The organism is Rhodoferax sp. (assembly GCF_028688795.1).
GTDB lineage: Bacteria > Pseudomonadota > Gammaproteobacteria > Burkholderiales > Burkholderiaceae_C > Rhodoferax.
This window is the reverse complement of record NZ_JAQTXM010000002.1, coordinates 178743-196557: the sequence shown is the minus strand read 5'-3', so window position 1 is coordinate 196557 and position 17815 is coordinate 178743. Positions and strand designations below refer to the sequence as shown.

The following is a 17815-nucleotide window of genomic DNA, read 5'->3' as shown; positions in this document are numbered from 1 at the left end:
AGCCTCACCTGATGAAAAGCCTCTACATAGACGATTGCGCCAACTCAACCATCGATAAGCCGATGCTGCCAGTGGTGGCCGCCACCGCCAAGAGCTTGCCCGAGCAGGCCAACGCGCTGGCCCGCGCGCGCGCCTTTGCCGAGCCGCTGCTGGCGGGCGAAACGCTCGACACCGGTGAAAACATTCTGGCCCATGCTGATGCCGTGGCCCACATCCTGCGCGGTATTGGGGGCTCAGAGGCGATGCAAGCGGCCAGTTACCTCGTGTATGCCTGCGATCACCTGAACAAGCCTCAAGAGGTGATTGCCAAGGCCTTCGGCGACAACTTTGCCGCGCTGGCCATGGAAACTACCAAGCTGGTGCGGGTGCAGCGGCATGCGCGCCAGACCCGCTTGTCTGGTGATGTCGCCACCCACGCCATGGCGCAAACCACGGCGATGCAGACCGAAAACGTGCGCAAGATGCTGCTGGCGTTTTCGCGTGATTTGCGTGTGGTCATGCTGCGGCTGGCCTCACGCCTGCAAACCTTGCGTTTTTTTGCCGCCAGCAAGCTGCCAGTGACCGAAGGCATTGCCGCCGAAGCCCTACAGGTGTTTGCGCCGCTGGCCAACCGTCTTGGCATTTGGGAACTGAAGTGGGAAATGGAAGACTTGGCCTTTCGTTTTCTGGAGCCCGATACCTACCGCCAAGTGGCCAAGCTGCTCGATGAAAAGCGGGTTGAGCGTGAAACCTATGTGGAGCACATGCGCGCTCAGCTAGAGTCTGACCTGAATGCCAACGGTATCAGTGCCAAAGTGTCCGGCCGGCCCAAACACATCTACAGCATTGTGAAAAAAATGCGTGGCAAGTCACTGGATTTTGAGCAGGTGTATGACGTGCGGGCCATGCGCATCACTGTGGCGACGGTGCCTGAGTGTTATGGCGCCCTGAGCTGGGTGCACAGCCACTTCACACCCATTCCTGAAGAGTTTGACGATTACATTGCCAAACCCAAGGTCAACGGTTACCAGTCTTTGCACACCGTGGTGCGCGACAGCGCTGGCCTGCCAACCGAGATCCAGATCCGTACCCAGGCCATGCACGAACATGCTGAAAACGGCGTGGCCGCGCATTGGGCCTACAAGGAAGCTGGGGCCAAAGGCTACGCGGGGGTGTCGGCCAGCGGCGAATACGATGCCAAGATTGCCGTGTTGCGCCAGTTATTGGCCTGGGAGCGTGACCTGTCAGGCACCCAGACGCAAGGCGTGTTCGAAGACAACATTTACGTGCTGACGCCCGACGCGGCCATCGTTGAGCTGCCCCAGGGTGCCACGGCGGTTGACTTTGCCTACAGCGTTCACACCAGTTTGGGCCATCGCTGCCGGGGCGCGCGGATCGACGGCGTCATGGTGCCGCTCAACACGCCGCTTAAAAACGGGCAGACTGTTGAGGTGACCGTTACCAAAGAGGGCGGCCCGTCGCGTGACTGGCTCAACCCCGAATTGGGCTACTTGGTCAGCCACCGCGCCAAAACCAAGGTGCGTGCTTGGTTCAATGCACTGGCCCTGTCAGAGACCATTGCCAAAGGCCGCGAGGTGGTTGAAAAGCTGCTGCAGCGTGAGGGCAAGACGGCCATCAAACTGGAAGACCTGGCCTCGCAACTCGGCTTTACCTCAGCCGATGCGCTGTTTGAATCGGTCGGCAAAGACGAGTTTTCGTTGCGTCCCATTGAGCAGCTGCTACGCCCCAACGAGCCCGCCCAGTTTGACGCCGAGGCACCGCTGATTCGCAAACCCCGTAGCGGCGACAACCCCAGCAAGGGCGGCCTGCTGGTGGTAGGAGTTGATTCGCTCATGACGCAAATGGCCAAATGCTGCAAACCAGCCCCGCCGGACCCAATCGTTGGCTTTGTCACGCGTGGCAAAGGCGTCAGCGTGCACCGTGCCGATTGCACCAATCTGGCCGAGATGCTGGCCAAAAATGGGGAGCGGCTGATCGACGTGGAATGGGGCCTAAAGCAGGCCGCTGGCAGCTCGGTGTACCCGGTGGATGTGGCCGTGCAGGCGCAAGACCGCACGGGCCTGCTGCGTGATATATCTGAAGTTTTTACCAAAGAAAAAATGAACGTGATTGGGGTGCAAACCCAGTCCATCAAAGGCACAGCCTGGATGACCTTTACGGTGGAGGTGGCCGACTCGGGCCGGCTGCACAAGGTGATGGGGCTGGTGGCTGAGTTGTCTGGTGTACGTTCGGTGCGTCGTAAGTAAAAACAGCCCGTAGCCCTTTTTAAGTAAGCGCATGCAGCTATTTAATATATGGCAAATAATTAATTGATATGTCCATGACCCACACCTTTCTCTGGCACGACTACGAGACTTTTGGCATCAATACCCGACGCGCACGCCCAGCTCAGTTTGCTGCCATTCGCACCGATGCCGAGCTGAACCAGATTGGCGAGGCGATCATGCTTTACTGCCAGCCAGCCAATGACTTTTTGCCTGAACCGCAGTCCTGCCTGATCACCGGTATCACGCCGCAGGAATGTTTGCAAAAAGGCCTGCCAGAGCACCAGTTTGCAGCCCAAATCGAACACGCCCTGGCTTGGCCTGGTACGGTGGGTGTGGGCTACAACACCATCCGCTTCGACGATGAAATCACCCGTTTCATGTTTTGGCGTAACCTGATCGACCCCTACGCCCGTGAGTGGCAAAACGACTGTGGCCGCTGGGACTTGCTTGACGTGGTTCGCACCGCTTACGCCCTGCGCCCTGAGGGCATCCAATGGCCGCTTAACGCCGAGGGCAAACCCAGCTTCAAACTCACCGACCTGACCGCCGCCAACGGCCTGGCGCACGAGTCGGCGCATGACGCCTTGAGCGACGTGCATGCCACCATCGCCCTGGCGCGCCTCATCAAAACCGCCCAGCCCAAGCTGTTTGACTTTTGCTTTGGGCTGCACAAAAAAGACCGCGTCATGACCGAGCTGGGCTTGCCCACCACGTTGACGCATGCCAAGCCTTTTTTGCACATCTCCGGCATGTTTTCACCTGAGCGCGGCTGCATCGCCCTGATGTGGCCGCTGGCCATGCACCCAGGCAACAAAAACGAGTTGCTGGCATGGGATTTGGCCCATGACCCAAGCGAGTTGGCCAGCCTGAACGCCGAAAAAATCCGCCTGCGGTTGTTCAGTAAAACGGCCGATTTACCCGAAGGCATGAGCCGCCTGCCGGTCAAGTCAGTGCACCTGAACAAATCGCCCATGGTGATGAGTAACCTGAAAGTGCTCAGTGCCGAGATGGCGCAGCGTTGGGGCATTGACCTTGAGTCGCAAAAACAAAACGCTGCAAAAGCCCGCGATCTGCCCGACATGAGCGCCATTTGGGTTGAGGTGTTCAAACGTGCTGCCGCTGGCCCGGTCGATGTGGATGAGGACCTGTATGGTGGCTTTGTCGGCAACTCGGACCGGCGCAGGCTCAATGATTTGCGCCAGCGCTCCCCCCAAGAACTTGCCAGCGCAAGGCCAAACTTTGACGATGCGCGCCTGGGAGAACTGCTGTGGCGCTACCGCGCGCGCAATTTTCCACAAAGCCTGACCACCGAGGAGCAGCAACGCTGGGAAGCGCAGCGCGCAGCGCGCTTGTTTGACGGTGATGCTGGCGCCATGACCGTTGACCAACTCTTTGAAGAACTCGACAAGCTGGCCGAGAGCGCGGACGAGCGTGGCGAGGCCATTTTGGGTGCGCTCTACGACTACGCTGAAGCGATTGCCCCGCCGCGCGATTAACCGCACAAGCGCTTTGATGTGGCGCCGATTGGTCCTCTTGGCCAAAGCCTTTGTCTGCTGCGACGTTGCGAATTCTCAACAGGAAAAGGCCCTGTTTCCCTAAAGTCACTCATCTGTTTGACCTACAGCGCGCCCGCTTGGCGCCTGCTTTGCACAGGAGGAGATATGGGGATGAGATCAGATGCAGACTTGAAAGCCGAGTTGATGGAATCACTGGATGCGATTCCAGCCATCAACGGCTCGGACATCGAAGTCAACGTAGAGGGTGGCATGGTCACCTTGTCAGGCGCGGTAGACACCTACCAAACCCGGTTTCAGGTGGAGCGTGCCGCGCGGCGCGTGCCCGGCATGCGCGGCCTTGCCATCAAGGTCAAGCCAACGGCTGGCGTCAAGCACCGGCACCACTAACATCACTTAAAGCAGCGCGACCTGTCTTTGCTCAGGCGCTGCCAGGCCAAGGGCCCCCAGCAAAGCTTCTTCGACGTTGTCGAGGAAGATGAATTCAAGCTGTGCCTTGGCTTGCGCCGGCACTTCTTCCAGGTCGGCGCGGTTGCGCGCTGGCAGCATCACCGTCTTGATGCCTGCCGCCAGGGCTGCCAGCACTTTTTCCTTGATGCCACCCACCGGCAACACCAGCCCCCGCAGGCTGATTTCGCCTGTCATCGCCACATGGCTGCGAACCGGTTGACCGGTGAACAGCGAAGCCAGCGCAATGAACATGGCCACGCCTGCGCTCGGCCCGTCCTTGGGAACGGCACCAGCCGGCACGTGAATGTGCACGTCGGCTTTCTCAAATACTGCAGGCGCCAAGTTGAGCGCCAATGCCCTGGATTTCACCAGCGTCAGTGCCGCTTGGGCAGACTCCTTCATCACGTCACCAAGCTGGCCGGTGAGGATCAGGCGGGCGCTGCCGGGCGTGCGCGTGGCTTCAATGAACAAGATGTCGCCACCCACTGGTGTCCAGGCCAGGCCGGTGGCCACGCCGGTCATGCCGGCACGCAAGGCCACATCACTCTCGAATTTGGACTGACCCAAAATCTCGCTCAGATCGGGCGCATCCACACGTTGTGATTGGGCACTTCCCTCGGCCAGGCGCACCGCCACATGGCGGCAGACCGCGCCAATTTGCCGCTCCAGGTTGCGCACACCGGCCTCGCGGGTGTAGCGGCGAATGATGCCCATCAGGGCCTCGTCGGTGAGCGTGAGCTGCTCTGGCCGCAGGCCATTGGCCTCAAATTGGCGGTGTACCAAGTAACGTTTGGCGATTTCAAGCTTTTCTTCCTGCGTGTAGCCGGCCAGATGCAGCACCTCCATGCGGTCGCGTAGCGGCCCGGGTATGGGGTCAAGCATGTTGGCAGTGGCAATGAAGATCACTTGTGACAAATCAAAGGGCACGGCCAGGTAATTGTCCCTGAAGGTGTTGTTTTGCTCGGGGTCAAGCACCTCCAGCATGGCGGCAGAGGGGTCGCCGTGAATGCCCGTGCCAAGCTTGTCAATTTCATCAAGCATCATGACGCAACCGCGCGTGCCGGCTTTCTTTAATGCCTGAATGATGTTGCCGGGCAGGGCGCCAATGTAGGTGCGTCGGTGCCCCCGAATCTCGGCCTCGTCATGCACGCCGCCCAGGGACACCCGGACAAATTTGCGACCCAAGGCCCGGGCGATGGATTGGCCAAGTGACGTTTTCCCCACGCCAGGTGGCCCAGCCAGGCAAAGAATGGGGCCATGGCCACCGGGTTTGAGCTTGCGTACCGCCAGAAATTCAAGAATGCGCTTCTTTACCGCCTCCAGCCCAAAATGGTCTTCGTCAAGCACCTGGCGTGCCCGGGCCACGTTAATGTCATCAGGGGCTGGGGTTTTCCAGGGTAGCTCCACCAGCCAATCAAGGTAGGTGCGCACCATCGAATACTCTGTGGAGTTGTCCGACATGCGTTCCAGCCGCTTGAATTCCTTCACGGCCTGTTTCTCCACGTCCGCAGGCATGTTGGCCTCATCGATCAATTTTTTCAGGTCATCCAGTTCGGCTGAGTTGTCTGCCCCGCCCTCGCCGAGCTTTTTCTGGATCGTCTTGAGCTGCTCACGCAACAAAAATTCGCGTTCGCGCTCACCAATGCTGGCCTTGGTGCGTTGGTCAATGTCGCGCGACAGGTTCAACACCTCTATACGATGCACCAGCATGTCAATGACCCGGTCAAGTCGCCTGCGCAAGTCAATTTCTTCAAGCAGTTCCTGCTTCTCTGTGGCCTTGATGTCCACATAACCCGCCACCAGGTCGGCCAGCATGCCGGGTGCTTCAATATTTTTTACGGCCTCCAGCATTTCATGGGGTACGCCCGGCAACAGCTGCAGCACTTCAGTCGCGCGCGCCTTGAGTTGCAAAAAGCGGGCCTCGATTTCGCGTTTGTCCTCAGGGCTTATGCCAGCGCTGTCTTCCCTGATGCGCTCCACCCGCGCCACCGTGAAGTCAAAGCCCGGCAAGTAGCCGAGCACACGAAAGCGCTGTTGCCCCTGGCAGATGATGTGGTGTGTGCCGTCTTGCGAGGTCGCGTAGCGCAGGATGGCGGCCACCGTGCCCATGGTGGACAAATCATCAGCCGTGGGGACATCGGCATCCGGGTTGCGCTGCATCAGTATCCCCACGGGGCGCTCTGTTTTGACGGCATACTGGGCCGCGTTGATCGAGCTCTCACGGCCAATGCCGATAGGAACGATCAAGCCAGGAAACATCACCATGTTGCGCACCGGAAGAATGACCATGGCATCGTCTGGCACTGAGGGCAGGGGCTGCGATGCATCCGATATCAACAGCTTTTGGTCGCCATTGGGCGGCGTAGTGGTGTCGTCGGTATCCAGGAGTTGTGGGCTGGTATTCATGGCATTCTCTCAAGCGTGAGTCGCAAACAGCCGTCTCGTAGCAACATGTCAACCATGCGGTAGTCGGCATGGGGCAATTGCACACGGCGCTCAAAGCGACCATAAGGAATTTCTAGCTGAATAATCATGTCAGCGCCAAAGGTTGAGCCCAATGAACGCACGCCGTTCACTACCACCGTTTGCTGCTCCAGCGTAACGTCAAGGCGCTCAGGCGTCACGCCAGGAAGCGCGATGAGCAGACAAAGTGCCCGCTCATCGCCAAACATGTCTACTGGTGGCTCCCAGCGCGGAGAGTCGTCCACCTGCCCCAATTGGAAAAACTGTTGGTGCATCCCGCCTGCACTCCGAAGCAAATCTATGGCTTTGGCCAGCATCCATGCAGGTGAGTCAGTCTTTCGCATTTCAGTCCTCTTTTCTGTCTCGGTGTCGGTTGGCAATGGCTTCGTTGGAGGTTCTTGGGCAGCTCATGACTCAATCGTCAACTGGTTGACCACACGGCTTACACCGGGCGCTGACCAAGTGGCGCCTTCGGCTGCGATGCGCTCGGCCCATGAGTGCACATGACCGTCCAGTGTGACCACGCTGCCATCCACCGACACCTCGATGCGGCGGGCTTCCCGCACGGCCTGACGCGTCAGTGCGTCTTGAATGCGATCTTTCAGCAGGGCGGGTACGGGCAGCGCCTTGAGCTGAATGTTGTCCGTGATGCCAACAACACCCTTGAGCTGGCGAACCGTGCGTTCAACAGCACGGCGCTGAAAATTCCAGTCGAGCTCGCCACTCAGGGTGACCCAGCCTTTTTCTACCGCTACCCTGACGCGGTCCTGCGGCACGGATGTATTCCAGCCCAGAGCATGTTCCACAGCTATTGCAATTTCGGTGTCGCTGCGTTGGTGGGGTCCTTGCACAATCACGTCAAGTTCAACAGCCACCGCTTTGACCCCGTTGACACGCTCGGCGGCGCGCCTTGCGGCTACCTTCTCGGCATAGCTGTCAAGGTGTCCGGTCAGGGTAACCACCCCTTCATTGACTGAGACGCCCACTCTGGTTTCTGACACATGCGGATCCCATAAGAGTTCAGAAAGCACTTCTTTCTTCAATTCAGAATCGGTCTTCATGGCACCTCCTGGTTAAACGCCTTGGTGATCAGGTTTGGCTTGCCAGAATAGCCACGATTTGCGGCCCTGCGTTGCGAATAATCAATTGACAGGCCGGGCACAACAGCACACTTCAACTGCTCAGTCAAGATTTGATTTCACACATGAAAGGGTCATCATGAAGCTAAATAAAACCATGGTTCAGGCTGGTGTTCTGGCCTGTATCACCCAGTTAGGCGGCACCACTTTTGCACAGAGCAGCGTCGATTTCGGCAAGAACGAGTACTTGGCAAGTTGCGCCAGTTGCCACGGTGTGAGCGGTAAAGGCGACGGTGCCATGAAGGTATATCTCACCAAGCCGGCAACAGACCTGACGCGCTTGGCACGTGACAACGGTGGCGTGTTTCCAAACCAGCGCCTCTGGGAGGTGATAGACGGCAGGGCCTACGCCGCTATTGGCTCACACGGCGCTCGTGAAATGCCAGTTTGGGGCTACATCTACCGTGCCGAGGACACCCAGCCTTCTGATTTGCATGCCCGTAACCGCATCACCTCCTTGCTCGACTATCTGGCACGCATCCAGGAAAAATAGCGTTTTTTCAGCATTGAAAAGATCTCACCATGTTCCATGATCGTATTGACGCGGCCCAGCGTCTGGCCGAAAGGCTCATGCCTTACCGCGGCTCCCACCCGCTGGTGCTGGCGATTCCGCGGGGTGCGCTGCCTATTGGCAAGGTGATTGCCGAAAAGCTGGAGGGTGAGCTGGACGTGGTGTTGGTGCGCAAGCTGCGAGCCCCGGCGCAGCCCGAGTTGGCTGTGGGCTCGGTTGACGAAAGCGGCTGGACCTATCTGGCCGATTACGCTTCAGACTATGGGGCAGGCCCGGAATACCTTGCATCCGAGAAGCAGTTGCAGCTGCAAACGATTCGCCAGCGCCGTGCCCAATACACACCCATTCGCCCCGCCATCAACCCGACTGGGCGTACTGTGATTGTGGTGGACGATGGTTTGGCTACGGGCGCGACCATGATCGCAGCACTGCACAGCTTGCGCGCTTCTAAGCCCGCCAAGCTGGTTTGCGCCGTGCCGGTAGCCCCACCCGACACGCTGGCCAAGGTGGCAAGCCTGGCAGACGATGTGGTGTGTCTTGAGGCGCCGCCATTCTTCAGGGCGGTTGGGCAGTTTTACCAATACTTTGATCAGGTGGATGACAGCGAGGTGATCAACATCCTGGGTAAATGCCAACGCACCTGAGTGGGCGCGCAGTGGTCTGTTTGGCTTCAGTCTGCCAAGTAATGGCTGAACCAGGTGGCGGCCTGGCTCGACATTTGTTCCAGTGTGCCGGCTTCTTCAAACAGATGCGTGGCACCGGGCACGATGCTCAGCTTCTTGGTGCACGGAAGCAAGGTATAGGCCGCCTGGTTGAGTTTCAGAACATCGGTGTCATGGCCGCCAACTAACAGCAAGGTAGGGGCTTTTACAGACACCAGCCCAAGGTGCCCCGCCAAGTCAGGCCGTCCGCCGCGCGACACCACAGCCTTCGCCTTGTCGCCCAGAGCGGCAGCCGCCCGCAATGCCGCAGCTGCACCGGTGCTGGCGCCAAAGTAACCAATCGGCAGGTGATGTGTCGCCGTATTGTCTTGCGCCCATTTGGTGGCCAACAGCAGGCGCTGGGTGAGCAGGTCAATGTCAAAACGCACCCCGTAGTTTTGGTCTTCAACCGGTGTGAGCAGGTCCATTAACAGCGTGCCCATGCCTTTTTCATGCAACACGTTTGCTACAAAATTGTTGCGCGGGCTGTGGCGGCTGCTGCCACTGCCGTGCGCAAACAAGACGAGGCCGATAGGTTCGACGGGGAGTGCAAGCAGACCTTCAATGACGGCCTGACCTGCCGGTATCTGAATCAATTGGCTGAGCAACGCAGGTGTTGGCGAACACGCTACCGGGTTTTTGCCTCTGGCGCTGCCGGTCTGGTAAGTTGACTGCATGAAAACCTCCGGTGCCCCAGTCATTACCCGCTTCAGAAGGTCATGGGCAAGCGCACTGTCAGCGACACATCGGGCGTGTCGCGCGTCAAGCCGGCACCCACTGACACATTCAAGCTGGTATTGGGGCTGAACCTATATGAGTAGCCCAGCAGCAAGGTGGCCAGCTGGGTTCTGACCGACCCTGCGACCACTTCACCATTGAGGCGGGTACGCGCCACTGAGCTGTGGTCATAACCCAGGCTGAACGACGACTTTTCGTTCAAGGCGACGCCCATCCCGAAGTTAAAGCCAAGCACGTCGCCAGGTGCGACCGTACCCAAAAATTCACGCTCGCCATCAAGCACCAGGCGGCTGACGTTGTCGCGGGCAAAGTTGTGCATGTAAGTCACGCTGCCAAAAAACACCGCGGGGTCTGAGGGGTAGAGCACGGTCAGGCCCGCTTGCAGAGAATAAAAGCCTGAGCCGCTTGGCAAATCAAGTGGCAAGCCGGTGCCTGTGGTGTTGCCAATGCAGCGCTGTTTGCAATCAGTGACCACTTCAAACGGGTCGGTGCCGGTGCGTGTTTTTACCCGCAAGCTGCCCACGTAAAAAGGCTTGTCTATGCCGCCGTCATTTAATTGGTAGCGTGCGCCCAGCTCCAGGTCACCCATGTGCATGCCGTTGGCTGAGAAGATGCTTTCACTTGAGCTGCCCTGGAAGATTTCACGGCTCACGGTGGAGTCTGTGCGGTAAACGTAGGGGGCCCGAAGCTCCAACTCCAGCCGCCTGCTGACGCCATAACGTGCCGACAACGCCGTCGTTACCGTGTTGCGCTTGACTTCGCGCACGTCAATCAGTCCGATCAGTAACGCCGGAATGATGGTGTAACCCACCAGGGCCACGCGGTTGCTTGACGAATAGCCATACTGCAGCGATGGCTCCAGCACATACTTGCCCTGCGGTGTGAGCACACCCGGTTGTTCAAACAAAGGCGCTACCTCGGGCGGACGGCCTTCAGTTGAGGGCGATTTGCCCACAGGCGCGGGTTCGGTCGGCTGCGCCTGCGCCAGACGTTGCGGCTCACCCACCGTACCCGCGCCACGTTGCGAGGCCAGCACGTCCCAGCTGGCAACGCCGCGCAGGTGATCCAGAAGCTCTTGCTGTTGTGTCACCTGTTGCTCCAGCGACATCAGCCGCTTGCGCTGCTCAAAATACTGTTGCCGAAATGATTCAAGGTCGGCGAGCAGCCTGGCTTGATCTGCCAGTTCTTGGGTCAGGGTGTCGAGTCTGGCGCGCACATCTGGCTCGCTGCCTAAATAGGTTTGGGCGTGAACCGTGCTGCCAATCAACAACACAACAGCGCAGGCTACGGCAGTGAACGATGGCGGTTTTTTGTTCGACATGACAAAGTCCTTTGAGTGAGCTGCCCGTCAAAAAAGTGACGAAGATGCAATCAGCGTTCAGATTGTTCAAGTGGCACCAGACCAGCGCATTGCGAATAATCAATGCCGTTATTGATATGGATTTGAGAGCACATGCCCGGTTGCATGAGCACCGGGTGGGTTAGTACAAACCCGTTGTCACAAGGCTGAGACACTTGTAAAAAGGCACTTAAAAGGCCTGCCGCCACTCAAAGGTATTAAAAATCAAGAGCGATTTTTAGCAGTGTTAATTGAGTTGAACACTGCTTGTTTCGGGTTAGTGAGGGAATGTGTAACGGGCTCGTTACAACATGCTTGCGGCACCGTCAAATTTTTGAAATTTCACGTTAAAAAGTCGAGATTTGTGCAGTTGAAAAAGTAAATTGTTTTATATAAATCAACGACTTACATTCTTAAAAACCAGGTTGGCATTGATTTTGCTGTTTGATGAGCGGATTGGCGTAAAGATGGCGCCGAGCCAAGCAAGTTTCATTCAACTGATTTTCAAAGGAACAACCATGAACAAGACATTATTGGCATCCGGCATCGCACTGGCTTTCGGTATCGCTGGCCAGGCTTTGGCGAATCCGACCAACAATTTAGGTGACGTGACTCTTGCAGTGCCTGCAGTTACTGCAGAGAGTTCAGGGCCCGCACTGCAACAGACGGCGACTGCTGTTTCAGATCAGACCGGTTTGGGCAATATTCAAGCCAACGAAGGCTCCAATGCGACCGATAACAGCACTTGGGCTGACAGCAGTACGAATACCAAAACTGACACCCGGACATACACCAAAAACGACACCGACAACAGCACTCACAGCAAAACGGAGACTGACACACGTACGTACACTAAAAACGACACTGACAACAGTACCTCTACCAAAACTGAGACTGATACACATACTGACACGAGAACCAAAACCAACAGCGACAACTCAGGCGACGCCAAGGCCAAGGACTACGGCACAGCGGCCAACAATGGTGGCGTGGCCACATCCAACTTCAACAACGCCTTCAACAAGAGCGAGGCCATCAATAAAACAGAGTTGAACGGCACGGTGGGCGGCAACACCATTTACGGCATTGGCAATGTGGCCAAGAACTATGGTGGTTCTGCCAATGGTTCTAGTGGCGGTGGCGGTGGTGCTGGAACAGGCGGTGCTGCTGGCAGTGGAACTGGTGGTGCTGGCGGTGCTGGTGGCTCAGGTGGCTCAGGTGGTGCAGGCGGTACATCCAGTGCAAGCAATGGCAGTGCCACATCGGGTGACTCCACAAATGGCAGCGCCACAAATGGCAGCGCCCGTGTCGGCGATGCTGGCAATGGCGGAGCCGCCATGGGTGCCAAAGGTGCCAACGGTGGCGACGCCAAAGCTTACGGCGGTGACGCCACGAACCTCGTGGGCCAAAAGGCATCGGGTTCTGAGTCGAGCGCCAATGCCAAGGGTGGCTCATCCAATGCTATGGACATGACCAAGACCGGTTCTGTTGATAACACCTCTGTGGCCAAAGGTGGTTCCTCTGCCGCGATGGATATGACCAAAGGTGGTTCGTCTTCTGCGATGGACATGAACAAGGGTGGTTCGTCATCTGCAGTGGACATGACCAAAGGTGGCTCGTCTATAGCTGCAGATGCCTCCGTTGGTGGCTTGGCAGCCTCCAAGCAGATGGGCGGCACCGGCGGTGCTGACGCCAACAGCAAAACGATGGCTGGTGGTGCCACTTCAACCAATAGTGCAGCAGGCGGGGCAGGTGGCGCAGGCGCGTCTGATCCTGCGGCTCCTGGCGGCGCCGGTGGCTATGCGACCAATGGACCAACTACTACTCAGTCTGGTGCAGCAACCGGCGCAGCGGGCGGTACATCGGCCACTGGTGCTAACACACAGACAGGTACCAACACGGGTGGTGCTGCCGCAGGTACCGCAACCTCGACAGCTGGCGCTGGTACAGGTACGTCGACTTCTACCGCAGGGGCAGCCACCGGGTCATCAACATCCAACGGCGGCACAGCAACCGGACAGGCCACATCCACTGGCGGTGCCGGTACCACAGGGGCATCGACCGCGACGAGTGGTAACGCCACCGGTGCAGCCACTTCAACGGGTGGCGCAGGTACCGCCGGCACAGCCAGCAGCACAGGTGGCGCAGCCACCAGCACAGCCACAGCGACAGGTGCCGGTGGTACAGCCACTGCCGGCGCTGGCGGCACAGCCAGCAACACCGGTGGTGCAGGTGGTGCAGGTGGGACAGCAACCAATGGCAGCGCAACCAACGGCGGCTCATCGAGCACGGCTTCTAACGGAAGTGCCACCAGTGGCACTTCGCAAGGTGGTGACGGTGCAGTCGGTGCAGTGGGTGCTGCAGGTGGCGTTGGCAACGGTGGCACAGGTGGCGTAGGCTATGGTGCAACTGGTGGTGTAGGCGGCGCAGGTGGCCAGCTGAGTGTGACCACAGGTGCCTTTGATATGTCCAACGCCATGACCAGCATCGGTCAGTCAGCAGCGGGCATCATGGTGATGGCGCAAAACAGCGGCCTGGCTGCCTTGGTGCAACAAAGCGTCAATGTGCAGGCCAACCTGGCTGTAGGCAAGTAAGCGTCTGAGCCGGTCGGTGGGGTAAGCAACCGCGACACCCACCGACCGGCTTTTTCGTTGTTGAGGTGAATTGCCTGTGAGTGGCAGTCAAACAACAAATTGGAGGACAAGATGCAATCCATTGTTTTTGGAGTAAAAGCCACATTGGCCTTGGCCTTGTGTTCGGCAGGCTGGTGCCTGGCTGCGGACGTTAATTCAAGTGATGCGCCCGTCGCAGCCACTGAAGTTTCGGAATCAAGTTTCGGCACACCATTGGCGGCTGCCCAATTGGAAGGCTACCGCGGTGGGTTTGATGTGGTTAAAAATGACATGTTGTTGAGTGGCACGGTTGCCAACAACTCAACGGTGGATGTGCTCGGTGGCAGCAATTACATTGCCAACGGTTCATTCGCCAACTCAAGCGGTGTACCGATGGTGGTGCAAAACTCTGGCTCAAACGTGCTGATCCAGAACGCCACCATCATCAACGTGCAGATGAAATAAATCATGCGTGCGCACCTTGCCTGGATGGTTGCTGCGCTGGCAGCTGTGATCGCACCGGCTCATGCCGATGTGCTGGATTTGGCTGGCATCGGGGGGCGTTACGCGGTCCATGTCACAAGTTTGAAGGAAGCCAGGTTCAAGTCGACCAAGAGGCAAGAACAGGATTTCAGCTGTGGCTCGGCTGCCGTGGCCACTTTGCTCACCTACCACTACAACTACCCAGTGACAGAACAGTCGGTGTTTGATGAGATGTTTGCCCGAGGCGACCAGGCCAAAATTCGCCGCGAAGGCTTTTCAATGCTTGACATGAAAGCCTATTTGGCGGCACACCAATTTCAGGCCGATGGCTTTGAGCTGCCGCTGGACAAATTGCTTGAATCAGGCCTGCCCGCCATCGTGCTGATTTCAGACAAGGGCTACCACCATTTTGTGGTGATCAAGGGCCTGCAAGACGGACGCATTTTGATTGGTGACCCCTCAAGCGGCACGCGGGCTATTTCGCGTGTAGGGTTTCAGTCCATTTGGGTCAACAAGCTGCTGTTTGTGATTCACAACAAGCAAAAGGAGGCCAAATTTAATGCGGCAGAAGACTGGTTGGTAGCGCCCAGGGCGCCTTTGGCGGCGGCTGCCAGTATGGATGGGCTTGGCCGCATCACCATCGGAAAATTTGGTCCAGGCGACTTTTAAGGCTGAACAAAATGAACAATCGTCCAGTCAAGCTGATCCGCGCAGGCCTGTTGCTGCTGGCAGGTGTTGTAGGCTTTTGCAATGGCTTGGGTGCTGGAGAAAAAAAGGCCTTTCTGCCTGACGAATGGACTGCGGTGAGCGAAAAGCAGCTTGACGCCCAGCGTGGCGGTTTTGATGTGGGCGCTGGTTTGGCTGTGTCTTTTGGACTGGTTCGCAACGTCTTGGTGAATGGTGAAATGGTGCATCAAACCAGTTTTAACTTGCCTGACATTGGCCAGATTACGGCTGATCAGGCCCGAGTGGCCAGTGCAGCCATTGCCGAATCGGGCCTGATACAAATCGGGCCCCAAAATTTTGTTGATGCTGGCGCCTTGTCTGGCGGTTTGACTGGCACACTGATCCAAAACAGCCTGAACGACCAGCAAATTCAGTCGCTGACCATCATCAACACTGGTGTGAACAGCTTGGGCATGCTCAAGGCGATCAACATCCAAACGGTATTGAACGACGCGCTGACGGGCGCGCTCGGTAGCCGCTAGCCGCAGGCCTCCTGCAGCCGCCGTGACTGGCGGTACCCATGAGAAATATCAAGCCCTTATTGAGTGCTGCTGCTTAAGCTTGGCAGGCATTCAGTTGTGAATGTGCGATCCGCAATAGGTGCATTTGTGCCCATGCGGACAGGCCGTAAAACAATGCAAAGGGATAAAAGATGTCTAGAACCTTGCTGGTCATCAACCTGGGTGACCCCTCGTTGCTGGCCGCGCCTTCAAATTTGTCGTCATCGTGGGATTTGCATGTGATCAACGACCTGAATGCGGCTCGCAAGGAGCTTGGCCAGCGGGCCAATCAGGTTGGACTACTTTTGTTAAATGACAAAGGCCATGCTGATGTGGCAGAGATTGATGCGTTGCTTGATGCGCATCAGTCGACCCAATGGGTGGGGGTGTTTGATGCCTCCACCATTAAATTGCCCGCTTACAGAAGCTTGATTGTTCAGCACCTGTTCGATTTTCATACCTGGCCCATTGACACCGCTCGCCTGAGCCACACGCTGGGCCACGCCTATGGCTACGCAGAGTTGAGCACCTTACCCGCGATGGACATATCGGGTGAGCGTGATATGGGGCTGGTGGGCCAAAGCGCCATGATAAAGAATTTGCGCCGCCAAATTGGCAAGATTGCACTGACCGACGCGCCGGTGCTTATTTGGGGTGAAAGTGGTAGCGGCAAGGAGTTGGCTGCGCATGCGGTTCATAACCACTCGCGTCGGACCAGTGGCCCTTTTGTGGCGGTGAATTGCGGCGCCATTCCCAGTGGGCTGATTCAGTCCGAGCTGTTTGGCTACGAGCGCGGTGCCTTCTCTGGTGCCGTCAGAGAGAAAAAAGGGCTGATTGAGACGGCCAATGGCGGCACCTTGTTTCTTGATGAAATTGGCGACCTGCCGCATGAAATGCAGGTGAACCTGCTGCGTTTTCTGCAAGAGGCAACCATCAACCGGGTTGGGTCCTCGCAGACCATCAAGGTGGACGTTCGGGTGATTGCCGCCTCACACATGCACCTTGAAGACGCTGTGAAATCAGGCATCTTCCGCGAAGACCTGCTGTATCGGCTGAACGTGCTTCCGCTCACGGTGCCAGCCCTGCGGGAACGAAAAGAGGACCTGGAACTGTTGGCGCAGCACTTTTTCAAGTTGTTTTCATGTGACAAGCATTCAAGGCTCACTGGCTTTAGCAACCGGGCCATGCAGGCCATCAAAGCGTGTGATTGGCCGGGCAATGTGCGTCAACTCATCAATCACATCAGACGCGCCATGGTGATGGCTGAGGGCTATTTGATAACGCCTGCAGACCTTGGTTTGGAGATGCCCAAAGAGGTCAATGGCCAGAATGGACTGCAAAACGGAGAAGCCTTGGTCGATGCGCGCATACGCGCCGAGCGCGATGCCATTCACAGTTGCCTACAAGAAAGTGGCAGCAACGTGAGCCGTGCGGCGCGTGACCTGGGGATTTCGCGCATGACCCTGTACCGGCTGATGGAGAAGCACGGCATCACGCCCTGAAACCGTTTGTCTTGCCGCTGGCGCTGAATGAACCAGCGGTTCACTGGTGTTTGTGCCCGTGGCGTCAGTCTGCACAATTTACTATTATTTATATAGCTTTTTACGCTTTATTTGTAAGGCCTACAGGCTGATTTTCTATAAATATCACTGCGTCCCGAAGATTCGATCACCTGCATCACCCAGGCCCGGCAAAATGTAGCCGTGGCTGTTGAGTTGGCGGTCGATGGCTGCCGTAAAAATTTCCACATCAGGGTGGGCCTCGCGCAGGGCTTTGACGCCCTCAGGGCAAGTCAGCAGGCAAACAAACTTGATTGACTTGGGGCTTAACGCCTTGATGCGCGTGATGGCAGCAATGGCGGAGTGACCGGTGGCCAGCATTGGGTCAACCACCACCACGTCACGCTCCGCCATGTCCTTGGGCATCTTGAAGTAATACTCCACCGCCTGCAGTGTGGCTGGGTCGCGGTACAGCCCAATGTGGCCCACGCGCGCGCCAGGCACCACGGCCAGAAAACCGTCCAGCAGCCCGTTGCCAGCACGCAGAATGGACGCCAGTGCCAGTTTTTTGCCGTCGATGACCTTGGCGGTCATTTTCTCCAGCGGGGTTTCAATCTCGATGTCCTGCAAGGGCATGTCGCGTGTCACTTCGTAAGCCATCAGCATGGCCAGTTCGTTGAGCAGGGTGCGAAAGCTGGTGGTGCTGCCATCTTTGCGGCGCATCAGGGTGAGCTTGTGTTGAACCAGTGGGTGATTGATGACGTGAACCATCGGGTCTTGGAGTGAGGTCATGGGATGGGTCTCAATAAAGTAAAAAAGGATTCCCTTTGAAGGGCGTAGGCGATGTCAGGCCAATTTCAATCGGTAATGTTC

General features: G+C 57.4%; 16 protein-coding genes. 10 read left to right on the top strand and 6 right to left on the bottom strand.

Annotated features, from left to right (window positions below; genetic code table 11):
- The first annotated feature begins 11 nt into the window (after positions 1-11).
- The 3 genes from PHQ58_RS02600 to PHQ58_RS02590 all read left to right on the top strand — a co-directional run bounded on the left by PHQ58_RS02600 (position 12) and on the right by PHQ58_RS02590 (position 4171).
- Positions 12-2246: a bifunctional (p)ppGpp synthetase/guanosine-3',5'-bis(diphosphate) 3'-pyrophosphohydrolase gene (locus tag PHQ58_RS02600; RefSeq protein ID WP_300106445.1), complete on the top strand. Its 2235-nt coding sequence runs from the start codon at positions 12-14 to the stop codon at positions 2244-2246.
- A 74-nt stretch (positions 2247-2320) separates the two neighbouring features.
- Positions 2321-3763, top strand: a complete 1443-nt coding sequence (gene sbcB, locus PHQ58_RS02595) for an exodeoxyribonuclease I (RefSeq protein WP_300106442.1) — start codon at positions 2321-2323, stop codon at positions 3761-3763.
- 171 nt (positions 3764-3934) lie between these two features.
- Positions 3935-4171 carry a BON domain-containing protein gene (locus PHQ58_RS02590; RefSeq protein ID WP_300106439.1) on the top strand — a complete coding sequence of 79 codons (237 nt, stop codon included), beginning with the start codon at positions 3935-3937 and terminating at the stop codon, positions 4169-4171.
- Between the two features lie 6 nt (positions 4172-4177).
- Here PHQ58_RS02590 and lon read toward each other — a convergent pair whose 3' ends face one another.
- From lon to PHQ58_RS02575, 3 genes are all read right to left on the bottom strand, one after another.
- A complete protein-coding gene (gene lon / locus PHQ58_RS02585) occupies positions 4178-6520 on the bottom strand; it encodes an endopeptidase La (RefSeq protein WP_300106707.1) in 2343 nt (780 codons plus the stop codon).
- Between the two features lie 113 nt (positions 6521-6633).
- Positions 6634-7038, bottom strand: a complete 405-nt coding sequence (locus PHQ58_RS02580) for an Hsp20/alpha crystallin family protein (protein WP_300106437.1) — start codon at positions 7036-7038, stop codon at positions 6634-6636.
- A 63-nt stretch (positions 7039-7101) separates the two neighbouring features.
- Positions 7102-7755 (bottom strand): BON domain-containing protein, encoded by a 654-nt coding sequence (locus PHQ58_RS02575; protein WP_300106434.1) that lies wholly within the window; start codon positions 7753-7755, stop codon positions 7102-7104.
- A gap of 157 nt (positions 7756-7912) precedes the next feature.
- On the opposite strand from PHQ58_RS02575, the gene PHQ58_RS02570 reads away from it, so the two are divergent.
- The gene (locus tag PHQ58_RS02570; RefSeq protein WP_300106431.1) at positions 7913-8326 is read left to right on the top strand and encodes a cytochrome c; all 414 of its coding nucleotides are present in this window, start codon (positions 7913-7915) and stop codon (positions 8324-8326) included.
- Between the two features lie 29 nt (positions 8327-8355).
- Entirely contained in the window at positions 8356-8988 is a 633-nt protein-coding gene (locus PHQ58_RS02565; RefSeq protein WP_300106429.1) for a phosphoribosyltransferase, read from the top strand.
- Positions 8989-9014: 26 nt separating this feature from the next.
- On the opposite strand, the gene PHQ58_RS02560 is transcribed toward PHQ58_RS02565, so the two are convergent.
- The gene (locus PHQ58_RS02560; protein WP_300106427.1) at positions 9015-9722 is read right to left on the bottom strand and encodes an alpha/beta hydrolase; all 708 of its coding nucleotides are present in this window, start codon (positions 9720-9722) and stop codon (positions 9015-9017) included.
- 32 nt (positions 9723-9754) lie between these two features.
- Entirely contained in the window at positions 9755-11104 is a 1350-nt protein-coding gene (locus tag PHQ58_RS02555) for an acetate kinase (protein WP_300106424.1), read from the bottom strand.
- Between the two features lie 536 nt (positions 11105-11640).
- Here PHQ58_RS02555 and PHQ58_RS02550 point away from each other — a divergent pair.
- The 5 genes from PHQ58_RS02550 to PHQ58_RS02530 all read left to right on the top strand — a co-directional run bounded on the left by PHQ58_RS02550 (position 11641) and on the right by PHQ58_RS02530 (position 16945).
- On the top strand, positions 11641-13716 hold the full coding sequence (locus tag PHQ58_RS02550; RefSeq protein WP_300106422.1) for a hypothetical protein: 2076 nt from the start codon (positions 11641-11643) through the stop codon (positions 13714-13716).
- A gap of 111 nt (positions 13717-13827) precedes the next feature.
- On the top strand, positions 13828-14199 hold the full coding sequence (locus tag PHQ58_RS02545; RefSeq protein WP_300106419.1) for a hypothetical protein: 372 nt from the start codon (positions 13828-13830) through the stop codon (positions 14197-14199).
- Between the two features lie 24 nt (positions 14200-14223).
- Positions 14224-14886: a C39 family peptidase gene (locus PHQ58_RS02540; protein ID WP_300106704.1), complete on the top strand. Its 663-nt coding sequence runs from the start codon at positions 14224-14226 to the stop codon at positions 14884-14886.
- A gap of 11 nt (positions 14887-14897) precedes the next feature.
- Positions 14898-15425 (top strand): hypothetical protein, encoded by a 528-nt coding sequence (locus PHQ58_RS02535; RefSeq protein WP_300106417.1) that lies wholly within the window; start codon positions 14898-14900, stop codon positions 15423-15425.
- Between the two features lie 170 nt (positions 15426-15595).
- On the top strand, positions 15596-16945 hold the full coding sequence (locus PHQ58_RS02530) for a sigma-54 dependent transcriptional regulator (protein ID WP_300106414.1): 1350 nt from the start codon (positions 15596-15598) through the stop codon (positions 16943-16945).
- 144 nt (positions 16946-17089) lie between these two features.
- Here the strand turns inward: PHQ58_RS02530 and upp are convergent, their stop codons facing one another.
- The gene (gene upp, locus PHQ58_RS02525; RefSeq protein WP_300106411.1) at positions 17090-17734 is read right to left on the bottom strand and encodes a uracil phosphoribosyltransferase; all 645 of its coding nucleotides are present in this window, start codon (positions 17732-17734) and stop codon (positions 17090-17092) included.
- Positions 17735-17815: the final 81 nt, after the last annotated feature.

Coding starts and splice junctions, on each gene's coding strand:
- PHQ58_RS02600 (WP_300106445.1), top strand. CDS start 12: ATGAAAAGCCTCTACATAGACGATTGCGCCAACTCAACCATCGATAAG.
- sbcB (WP_300106442.1), top strand. CDS start 2,321: ATGACCCACACCTTTCTCTGGCACGACTACGAGACTTTTGGCATCAAT.
- PHQ58_RS02590 (WP_300106439.1), top strand. CDS start 3,935: ATGAGATCAGATGCAGACTTGAAAGCCGAGTTGATGGAATCACTGGAT.
- lon (WP_300106707.1), bottom strand. CDS start 6,520: ATGGTCATTCTTCCGGTGCGCAACATGGTGATGTTTCCTGGCTTGATC.
- PHQ58_RS02580 (WP_300106437.1), bottom strand. CDS start 7,038: ATGCGAAAGACTGACTCACCTGCATGGATGCTGGCCAAAGCCATAGAT.
- PHQ58_RS02575 (WP_300106434.1), bottom strand. CDS start 7,755: ATGAAGACCGATTCTGAATTGAAGAAAGAAGTGCTTTCTGAACTCTTA.
- PHQ58_RS02570 (WP_300106431.1), top strand. CDS start 7,913: ATGAAGCTAAATAAAACCATGGTTCAGGCTGGTGTTCTGGCCTGTATC.
- PHQ58_RS02565 (WP_300106429.1), top strand. CDS start 8,356: ATGTTCCATGATCGTATTGACGCGGCCCAGCGTCTGGCCGAAAGGCTC.
- PHQ58_RS02560 (WP_300106427.1), bottom strand. CDS start 9,722: ATGCAGTCAACTTACCAGACCGGCAGCGCCAGAGGCAAAAACCCGGTA.
- PHQ58_RS02555 (WP_300106424.1), bottom strand. CDS start 11,104: ATGTCGAACAAAAAACCGCCATCGTTCACTGCCGTAGCCTGCGCTGTT.
- PHQ58_RS02550 (WP_300106422.1), top strand. CDS start 11,641: ATGAACAAGACATTATTGGCATCCGGCATCGCACTGGCTTTCGGTATC.
- PHQ58_RS02545 (WP_300106419.1), top strand. CDS start 13,828: ATGCAATCCATTGTTTTTGGAGTAAAAGCCACATTGGCCTTGGCCTTG.
- PHQ58_RS02540 (WP_300106704.1), top strand. CDS start 14,224: ATGGTTGCTGCGCTGGCAGCTGTGATCGCACCGGCTCATGCCGATGTG.
- PHQ58_RS02535 (WP_300106417.1), top strand. CDS start 14,898: ATGAACAATCGTCCAGTCAAGCTGATCCGCGCAGGCCTGTTGCTGCTG.
- PHQ58_RS02530 (WP_300106414.1), top strand. CDS start 15,596: ATGTCTAGAACCTTGCTGGTCATCAACCTGGGTGACCCCTCGTTGCTG.
- upp (WP_300106411.1), bottom strand. CDS start 17,734: ATGACCTCACTCCAAGACCCGATGGTTCACGTCATCAATCACCCACTG.